Genomic DNA, 9,144 nt, shown 5'->3' on the forward strand with positions numbered 1-9,144 from the left:
ATCCTAAGTCTCGTGGGCTCGGAGATGTGTATAAGAGACAGTTCCAGGACATGGCCAACAAGAAAGTCGTGGTTGCCGGCGCGACCGGCCTCGTGGGCAACGCCGCCTTGCGACACTTCGGCGCATCCGACGATTGCGAGCGGATTGCGCTGTCGCGCCGCAAGCCACGCGATCTCTACGGCGCACGGCATGTGCGAATCGATCTCACCAGCGCGGAGGATTGCCGTCGCGCCGCAGCCGAGCTCTGCGGCGCAACGCACCTGATCTACGCCGCGCTGTATGAGGCGCCCAGCCTGGTCGATGGCTGGCGCGATGCCGGGCAGATCGAAACCAACGACCGGATGCTGCGCAATTTGATGGGCGTGCTCGAACCCGTCGCGCCCGATCTCAAGCATGTCGCGCTGCTGCAGGGCACCAAGGCCTATGGCGTGCATGTCCGGCCGCTCACGGTGCCGGCGCGCGAGGGCCGTTCCGAAATGTACGAGCAGCCGAATTTCTATTGGGCGCAGGAGAATTTCCTGCGCGAGCTGCAGCGGGGCAAGAGCTGGCACTGGAGCATCCTGCGCCCGGTCTTGATCATCGGCGAAGCCATGGGCGGTGCGATGGACCTGATCCCGCCGCTCGGCGTCTATGCGGCGGTGCTGCGCGCGCAGGGCAGGCCGCTGGATTATCCGGGCGGCGCGCCGCGCGTCGCGCAGGCGGTCGATGTCGATCTGCTGGCACGCGCGATCGCCTGGTCGGGCGACGCCGAGGCTGCGCGCAATGAAGCGTTCAACGTCACCAATGGCGACGTCTTCACCTGGGAAAATATCTGGCCGGCGGTATCGGATGCGCTCGAGATGACGCCGGGCCGGCACGTGCCGCTGTCGCTGGCGCAGAGCTGGCCGCAATGGATCGCGTCGTGGGACGAATTGCGCAGGAAGCACGACCTGATCGCGCCCGGCCTGGAGGAATTCGTCGGCCTGTCGTTCCAATATGCCGATTACAGCCTGCGCTACGGACAGACTGAATCGGGTCCGCCGTCGATCGTCTCGACGGTGAAGATCAACCAGGCCGGCTTCACCGAGATGATGGATACCGAGGCGATGTTCCACAAATGGTTCAGGCTGGCGAAGGCGAGCCGGCTGCTGCCGTAAGTCGTTCAGCCTGCGCTCTCTCTACTCCCTCTCCCCGTTCTTACGGGGAGAGGGTTGGGGTGAGGGGCCTCCATCCGGCGAGCACTTTGCTTCTTATTGATGAGCGTGCCTTGCCCCTCACCCGGATCGCATCTTGCGATGCGATCCGACCTCTCCCCGCAAAGGGCGGGGAGAGGTGAAGGACGTCCCGTCGTCCGAGCGTCAGCGCGAAAACGCCTGCTCCATCGCCTTGCGCGTCTTGATCGTGTCGCTCGTCTCGTCGACCTCGACATCGCTCCAGCGCACCACCGCGCCATGGGCGACGTCGCTCTTCAGCTTCACCCGATGGGCAAGCCCGATCGGCAATGCGCCGGCGGCGAGGCTGGCGGAGGCCGGCATCAGCTTGCCCCACACGGTATAGCCGCCTTCGCCGTCGAGCATCTCGCCGGCGCGCAGATTGCGCTTTGCCACCGACGCGACGTCGCCGCGGAAGCCGCGCGGCTGCCCGGTCGGCTCGTTGCGCAGCGCCGCCGACAGCACGGAGATGTTCAGCTCGAGCCCGATCAGATGGTACGGCTTGTACATCGCCGCATAGCGGCCGGAGGCGTCGGTCTTGAGGCCGTACTGCTTGAAGCAATCGGCGGCATAATCATTGGGTGCCTCCAGCACCACATAAACGCCCCAGCGCAGATCGCGAAACACCGGACGGCCGTCGCGCTCCAGCGACGACACCACCTCGACGATGCCGGATTTCTCCAGCACGCCGCCCTTGTCGCGCGGCCGCATCACATGCGGCAGGTCGTCGACGCCGCAGGGCGGAAACAGCAATCCCTCCGACGGCACGTCGAGGGTGCAGGCATTGGCGATCGCCGCCATCTCGATCGCGGATTTGGTGCCGTCGAGGAAGGAGTTGAACATCTGCGGGTTCATGCCGGCGGATTGCGCCTCGCCGGCGGTGAGCCCGTAATGCTGCCACACGCCCTCCGGCGTGACGTCGTGATAGGCCGGCAGGTATTTGGTGCCCTTGCCGGCGGCGACGACGCGGAAGCCTGTCGCGCGCGCCCAATCGACCATCTCGGCCGTCAGCGCCGGCTGGTCGCCATAGGCGAGCGAATAGACCACGCCGGCCTTGCGTGCCTCCTCGGCGAGCAGCGGCCCTGCCAGCACATCGGCCTCGACATTGACCATCACGACATGCTTGCCGGCGGCGATCGCCGCGCGGGCATGGCGGATGCCGACGGCGGGATTGCCGGTCGCTTCCACCACGACATCGAATGCGCCGCCGGCGATCGCACGTGCACCGTCGTCGGTGAAGGTGGTGGCGCTGATCCGCGCGTCGTCCCAGCCGACGGTGCGGCACGCCTCGCGGGCGCGGTCGCGGTCGAGATCGACGATCACGGGCACCTCAAGCCCCGGCGTGTGTGGCACCTGCGACAGGAACATCGAGCCGAATTTTCCGGCGCCGATCAGGACAACGCGCACCGGCTTGCCGGCGGCGGCGCGGGTTTTGAGGAGGTGATGCAGGTTCATGATGCTTTCCAATTAGAGAGTCACTCCGGGGCGACGCGTAGCGTCGAACCCGGAAACTCGAGATTCCCAGATGCGCAATTGCGCATCTGCGGTTCCCGCTTCCCGTGCCCCGGAATGACGGTCGAAGACTTTACTCCGCCGCCTGCCGCGGTGCACGGGCGAGCCGCAGCAGCGCGTCGTCGGCGACGGTCTGGATCGGCGTGAAGTCGCGGTGCGCGATGTAGTCGGGCCGCGTCGGGGTGCGGATGTAGTTCGAGACCGCGTTCAGCGTCAGGTAGACGATCTTGCGCGGGTAGGGCGTGATGTTGCCGCTCGATCCGTGCACCAGATTGCCGTGGAACATCAGCATGCCGCCGGGCTTGCCGGTCGGCGCGACGATGCCGCCCTGCTTCACGAGGCGGGTCACCGTCTCCTCGTCCAGCGTCCACAGCGGGTAGGATGTGGTTTCGAGATCGTGCGAGGCCTTCAAATCGCCCGCGGTCTGGCTCTGCGGCACCAGCATCAGCGGGCCGTTGATCGGCATCACCTCGTCGAGGAAGATCGCGATGTTCATCGCGCGCGGTTCCGGCATGCCGTCATCGCGCTTCCAGGTGCCGTAGTCCTGGTGCCACTGCCAGACGTCGCCGGTGAAGGCCGCCTTCGCGTTGATCTTGAACTGATGCATGTAGACCTTCTCACCGAACAGCTGCTCGATGGGGTCGATCATGCGCGGATGCGCGCCGAGGAGCCCGAACGCCTCATTGTAGAGATGCGCGGCAAAGGCCGTGCGCGGCGCCCCGCTCTTCTCGCGCCACACCTCGGGGCGATTGGCGTCATAGATCGAGACCGCCTCGCGCGCGAGGAAATCGACCTCTTCCTGGCTGAACAGCTCGGGCAGGAACAGCCAGCCTTCGCGATGGAAAAATTCGACCTGCTCTTGGGTCAGTTTCATGGTGCTTTCCTCCTGTTGTTATTCTGTCTCCCCTCATGGTGAGGAGCGCGCCTTCGCGCGTCTCGAACCATGAGGCCTCGCTGGCTCATCCTTCGAGACGCGGCTTGCGCCGTTCCTCAGGATGAGGTCGGCCGGCGGTTCACGCCGCCACGTCGATTGCCCTCAGCTTCTCCTCGGTCATCCGCCCTGCCGTCTGCGCATGCGCCAGCGCCGCGGCTTCTGCCGCTGCGGCATTGCCGGAAAAAACATGCGCGGCGATGGTCTCGTGCTCGGTCCAGGCGCTGCCGCGGTAATCGAGCTCGGCGAGCACGGTCGCCATCGAGCGGCGCATATGCGGCCATTGCGGCGCGATCATCTCCTCGATCGCGGAATTGCCGGCGAGACGATAGATCGCGCTGTGGAAATCGACGTCGAGTGCGATCAGGCGCGCCAGCGGCGTACCGTCGTCAATCGCGCGTCCGGCTTCGAGCGCGGATTCGAGTTGCGCGCGTGCCGCGGCATCCGCTTTGACACGCGCAGCGGCAAGCCGCGCCGCCAGCGCATCGATGGCGCCGCGGACTTCATAGAGTTCGCGGATGCGCTGCGGATCGAGTTGCGTCACCTCGAAGCCGCGTTTGCCGCTCTCGGCGACAAGGCCCTGGCGATGCAACAGATGCAGGGCGTGCGAAATCGGCTGGCGCGAGACGCCGAGCCGATCGGCAAGTTCGTTCTGGGTGATGCGCTGGCCAGGCAGCAGCGTGCGGTCGATGATCGCTTCGAGCAGTCGCCCGTAAACCTGGTCGATGAGGTTTGGAAGCGGATCCAACGGGATCATAATGACCGTCCAAATTGGAATACGGAATTCCGTGTTCGAAATTGAGCCTACTGCGGGTTATGGAAGCGGTCAAGGCGGGAGGACAGCGAAATACTAAGCGATTGAAATAACAATGATTTATGAGGCGGCCGGAGAGGTGGCACGGCCGCCCCGTGCATCCGGCGGAGGTCTAATCAAGTGAGGTGAGCGCATAGGTTAGGCTCCCTCCCCGTGCGGGGGAGGGTTGGGGACCCCGGGCGCCGGCGCTAAAGATTGGCGCGCTGTTTCAAAGGATGCTGCTGCGCCTCCGCGCCCCGTTACTTCGCCTTGCCCAGCTCCATCAGCGTCCGCGTCATCAGATAGAGCCGCGGCACGATCGAGTTGGTGTCGATGTATTCGTCGCGCGCGTGATAGCCCCAGCCGGCGAGGCCGAAGCTCTCGACCACGACGGCCTTGCCGCTGCGCGCTGCGTAGCCGGCGTCGGTCGCGCCGCCGGTCATTTCCGCGATGTCGAGCGTGCGCCCGAGCTCGGTGTAGATCGCCTGTCCTTGCCTGGCGAGCGCGCGGCCGCGATCATCGGCGACGAAGGGCGGACGGCCCGCGACGACCTTCACGGTCACCTCGGTGTCCGCGATCAGTCTGTTCTTCACCTTCTCGTCGAGCGCGGCCTGCAGCTTTTGCACGCCGTCGGGAATGGTGAGGCGGATGTCGGCACCGGCGGTGGCGTGATCGGGGATCTGGTTGCGCACGGTGCCGGCCTTCGCGGTGGTCCAGTTCAGCTGCGTGCCCGGAATCGATTTCGCGACGTCCTGGGTCTGCAGCAATTGATGCGCGAGCTCGATTAGCGCGTTGCGGCCGAGCTGCGGCGCGACGCCGGCATGCGAGGCCTTGCCCTTGACATCGATCGTGCCGGTGGCGGTGCCGCTGGCGCCAAGCAGCAGGCTCTCATTTTTCGCGACCGGCGGCGCCACCGTCGGCTCGCAGGACAGCACCACATCGTGCTGATCGGCGAGCTCGGCGATGATCTCGCCGGAGCCGATCGAGCCGACCTCCTCATCCGGATTGAACGACACCGTGAGCTTGGCGTAGTCGCGCCAGCCCGCATCGTTGAGGATCTTCAGTGCATGCAGGACGACGGCGATGCCGCCCTTGTCGTCGGCAATGCCGGGTCCGTAGATCCTGGTGCCGTCGATTTTGTAGGGCTGGGTGTCCAGGATGCCGTGCTCGTACACCGTATCCATATGCGCGATCAGCATCAGCTTCCTGCTGCCGCTGCCCTCAAAGCTGCCGATCACCATGTCGGCACCGGCGCCCTTCGTGGTCTTGGGGCGTTCGGTCCTGGCGCCGAGCGCCTTCAGCCGTGCCTCGGTGTAGTCGGCCATCTTCTTCAGGCCTTCGACATCGCTGGAGCCCGACTCGATCAGCACCATGTCGTGCAGGCTCTCGATCACCGCCGGCTGGGCCTGCTCGGCGGCCGCGCGCAGCTTCTCGTCTGCGGCGGCAAAGGCGGAGGAGGAGGCGAGGGCGAGCAGGCCGGCCGACGCGAGCAATTTGATGGATCGTTTCATGATCGTCCTCCCTGCGCAGATGCAGGGAGACACTAGCATTGCGACTTGTCTGCCTCCAGCTGTGTCAGCTGCGCTCGAGCACCTCGACATCGAAAGTCTCGATCTCCGAGGCATCGGCGGTCGCATCGATCGCCGCGATCCGGTCGCCTGAGATCATGACCCGCAGCACAACGCGCAGCGCACCGCCGAAGATGACGGCAACGCCGATCTCGCCGTCGACCAGCGCGGGCTTCGCCGCCTGCGCGCGTCCCTTGAAGCTTTCGGCCACCGCTGCGGCGCCGCGGATCACCGGCAGCGAGCCGAGCCGCTGCGCGGCCTGATCGGCGCGCACCACGACATCCGGCGCCAGCACGGCCAGCAGCCCTTCGAAATCGCCGTTGCGGGACGCGGCAAGAAAGGCCTCGACAATGCCGCGCTGCCGGCTGAGATCGGCATCCGGCGCGGGGGGCGTGCCCTGCACGCGACGCCTGGCGCGGCTGGCGAGCTGCCGCGCGGCGGCCGGCGTGCGGCCGACGATCGGCGCGATCTCCTCGAATGGCACCGCGAACATGTCGTGCAGCACGAAAGCCAGCCGTTCGGCCGGCGCCAGCGTCTCCAGCACCACGAGCAGCGCCGCGCCGACGGAATCGGCCATCTCGGTCTCACGCTCGGACGGATTGTCCGCGATCGGTTCCGGCACATGTGGGCCGATCGGCTCCTCGCGGCGCGATTTGCGCGAGCGCAGCATGTCGAGGCAGATCCGCGCGATCACCGTGGTCAGCCATCCCCCGAGATTGTCGACCGCAGCAGCGTCGGTGCGGCCGAGCCGCAGCCAGGTTTCCTGCACGGCATCGTCGACTTCGGCGGTCGAGCCCAGCATGCGGTAGGCCACGGCCCGCAAGCGCGGCCGGTTGGCCTCGAACTGTTCGGTGAGAGAATTTTTCTCGTCCATCGGTCACATTCCCTTTGTCCGCTCCGTCATGGCCATGACGAACGAAACTGCGCCGGTGTGACAACAGATCGGCGCAGCGCCGTCAAAAGGCAAATCAGGAGAATGACATGATGAAAGCCCGCATGAACCACCCGGTGATGGTTGTTCCCGAGGCCATGAAGGCGTTGCAGGCGCTGAGCGAGAGCACCAAACCGGCATTGCCGGAAAAGCTTCTGGAACTGGTGCATCTGCGCGCCAGCCAGATCAATGGCTGCAGCGTCTGCGTCGACATGCACCCGAAACTCGCCCGGCGCGCCGGCGAGACCGACGAGCGGCTGTTCGCGGTCGGCGCATGGCGCGACGCGCCGTATTTCACCGAGGCCGAGCGCGCCGCGCTGGCGCTGACCGAAGCGGTGACCCGGCTCAGCGACCGCGAGGATCCGGTGACGGACGCGGTGTGGGACGAGGCTGCCAAGCACTTTGACGAACAGCAACTCGCGTCCCTGGTGCTGGGCATCGCGGCGATCAACGTCTGGAACCGGCTCAACGTCGCGGTGCGCCAGCCGGTCGGCGCCTGGAAGGTATGAGAGAGTAGCTTTCTTGATTCGCCTCTCCCAAAAGGGGAGAGGGTGCACCGCCTATGCCGCCAAGAACTCCAGCACGATCTCGCAGTAGCGCTGCGGCGCCTGCTCGAACATCGGATGCGTGGTGCCGGGGATCATCTCGGTGCGCGCGCCCTTCACATTGGCGGCGAGGGCGTGCAGCACCTTCGGCAGCACGCCTTTGGTGTTGGCGCCGCCGATGAACAGCGTCGGTGTCTTGATCGCTTCCGCGTCCGCCTTCGAGAATGGCGGGCGCTGGTCGCGGGTCTGGCCGATCAGCGTGGTCGCATTGTCGCGCAGCAGCTGCTTGGAGGTTGCCGGAATCCGCTTCCACGCGCCGGGGCCTTCGAGCGCGTCCATGAAGATTTGCAAGCCGCCGTCGATATCGCCCTTGGCGATTTCCGCCGCGCAGGCCGTGAAGCGTGCTGCCAGCGGTGAGGGGCCCGGCTTGAAATCGGGATCAAGGGTCTCGTCGAGCTCGCCGCCCGGCTCGGCGAGGATCAGCTTGCGCAAAAGGTCGGGCCGCCGCTGCGCGGCGCGGAAGCAGATATGGCCGCCGCGGGAATGCCCCATCAGGTCGACCGGTCTGGTGTCGAAGGCCTCGATGAAGGCGATCACATCATCGACATGCTGCGCGATCGAATAGGTGTCGCCGGTGCCGTCCCAATGCGCCGGGAAGAAATGCCGCAGGCTGACCGCGATCACGCGATGCCGCCGCGTCAGGGGGCCGAGCACCGCCGACCAGATCCGGAAGTCGCACAGCGAGCCGTGCACGCAGACCAGCGGCGGGCCCTCTCCGACATCGAGATAGGGCATATCGAAACCGTTGACGTGGAGGCTGTGCATTTTGGGCTCGCGGAGGGGAGGTAGATGTTGTTGATTTGGCCGAAGTTCCCACGGAATTCGGGTGGATAGCAACATTCTCCAAGCCTAGATTCCGGATCAACAGCAAGCTCACGCGAGAGCTGAAGGGAACATCTGGAGCGAGCCATGACCGGCCAGCATTTTGCAATCTTCGAGACCATGATCGGCGCCTGCGGCGTCGTCTGGGGCGAGCACGGCGTCACCGGCGTGCAGCTGCCGATGGGCACCGAGGAGAAGACCCGCAAGCGGATTGCCCAGCGCAACGGCGAGGTCACCGAGGCGGCGCCGCCGGCGGAGGTGCAGCACGCGATCGACGGCATGATCGAGCTGCTCGCCGGCAAGCCGAACGACCTTGCCGACATCGTGCTCGATCTCGACGGCGTGCCGGAGTTCAATCGCGGCGTCTACGACATCGCGCGGAAAATCCCGCCGGGCAAGACCATGACCTATGGCGACATCGCCAAGCAGCTCGGCGGCGTCGAGCTGTCGCGCGACGTCGGCCAGGCGCTCGGCCGCAACCCGTGCCCGATCGTGGTGCCTTGCCACCGCGTGCTGGCGGCGGGCAACAAGCCGGGCGGCTTCTCGGCCAATGGCGGCGTGGTCACCAAGCTGAAGATGCTGCAGATCGAAGGCGCGATCGTGAACCACACGCCGAGTTTGTTTGATTGACCTTCTCCCTCTCCCCGTTCTTTACGGGGTCGAGACGAGCGAAGCTCGCTCTTAGAGGGCTGGGGTGAGGGGCTTTCACCGCGAGTAACGTAGCTGGTTAGACCTGTACCCCTGTCTCTTATACACATCTGACGCTGCCGACGACCATGGTATAGTGTAGAT

At 65.7% G+C, this 9,144-nt stretch carries 9 protein-coding genes; 3 read left to right on the forward strand and 6 right to left on the reverse strand.

Going from position 1 to position 9,144, the window contains the following annotated elements:
* The first annotated feature begins 50 nt into the window (after positions 1–50).
* Positions 51–1,136: an NAD-dependent epimerase/dehydratase family protein gene (locus tag PMN64_RS40180; protein WP_411784745.1), complete on the forward strand. Its 1,086-nt coding sequence runs from the start codon at positions 51–53 to the stop codon at positions 1,134–1,136.
* A gap of 201 nt (positions 1,137–1,337) precedes the next feature.
* Here PMN64_RS40180 and PMN64_RS40185 read toward each other — a convergent pair whose 3' ends face one another.
* The 5 genes from PMN64_RS40185 to PMN64_RS40205 form a co-directional block, all read right to left on the reverse strand.
* Positions 1,338–2,645: an NAD(P)H-dependent oxidoreductase gene (locus PMN64_RS40185; RefSeq protein WP_411784746.1), complete on the reverse strand. Its 1,308-nt coding sequence runs from the start codon at positions 2,643–2,645 to the stop codon at positions 1,338–1,340.
* Positions 2,646–2,775: 130 nt separating this feature from the next.
* Positions 2,776–3,576 (reverse strand): phytanoyl-CoA dioxygenase family protein, encoded by an 801-nt coding sequence (locus PMN64_RS40190; protein WP_028341908.1) that lies wholly within the window; start codon positions 3,574–3,576, stop codon positions 2,776–2,778.
* Positions 3,577–3,715: 139 nt separating this feature from the next.
* Positions 3,716–4,390 (reverse strand): GntR family transcriptional regulator, encoded by a 675-nt coding sequence (locus PMN64_RS40195; RefSeq protein WP_028341909.1) that lies wholly within the window; start codon positions 4,388–4,390, stop codon positions 3,716–3,718.
* A 296-nt stretch (positions 4,391–4,686) separates the two neighbouring features.
* Positions 4,687–5,937: a M20/M25/M40 family metallo-hydrolase gene (locus tag PMN64_RS40200; protein WP_411784747.1), complete on the reverse strand. Its 1,251-nt coding sequence runs from the start codon at positions 5,935–5,937 to the stop codon at positions 4,687–4,689.
* Positions 5,938–6,001: 64 nt separating this feature from the next.
* Positions 6,002–6,868: a sigma-70 family RNA polymerase sigma factor gene (locus PMN64_RS40205; protein WP_411784748.1), complete on the reverse strand. Its 867-nt coding sequence runs from the start codon at positions 6,866–6,868 to the stop codon at positions 6,002–6,004.
* Positions 6,869–6,978: 110 nt separating this feature from the next.
* Between PMN64_RS40205 and PMN64_RS40210 the strand changes: the two genes are divergently transcribed.
* A complete protein-coding gene (locus PMN64_RS40210) occupies positions 6,979–7,434 on the forward strand; it encodes a carboxymuconolactone decarboxylase family protein (protein ID WP_028341912.1) in 456 nt (151 codons plus the stop codon).
* 51 nt (positions 7,435–7,485) lie between these two features.
* Here the strand turns inward: PMN64_RS40210 and PMN64_RS40215 are convergent, their stop codons facing one another.
* Positions 7,486–8,295, reverse strand: coding sequence for an alpha/beta fold hydrolase (locus PMN64_RS40215; protein WP_411784749.1), 810 nt, complete (start codon positions 8,293–8,295; stop codon positions 7,486–7,488).
* A gap of 144 nt (positions 8,296–8,439) precedes the next feature.
* Between PMN64_RS40215 and PMN64_RS40220 the strand changes: the two genes are divergently transcribed.
* The gene (locus PMN64_RS40220; RefSeq protein WP_225645343.1) at positions 8,440–8,982 is read left to right on the forward strand and encodes a methylated-DNA--[protein]-cysteine S-methyltransferase; all 543 of its coding nucleotides are present in this window, start codon (positions 8,440–8,442) and stop codon (positions 8,980–8,982) included.
* The last annotated feature ends 162 nt before the right edge of the window (positions 8,983–9,144 follow it).

The organism is Bradyrhizobium sp. UFLA01-814, assembly GCF_046718885.1.
In the GTDB taxonomy this organism is placed as follows: Bacteria; Pseudomonadota; Alphaproteobacteria; order Rhizobiales; family Xanthobacteraceae; genus Bradyrhizobium; species Bradyrhizobium elkanii.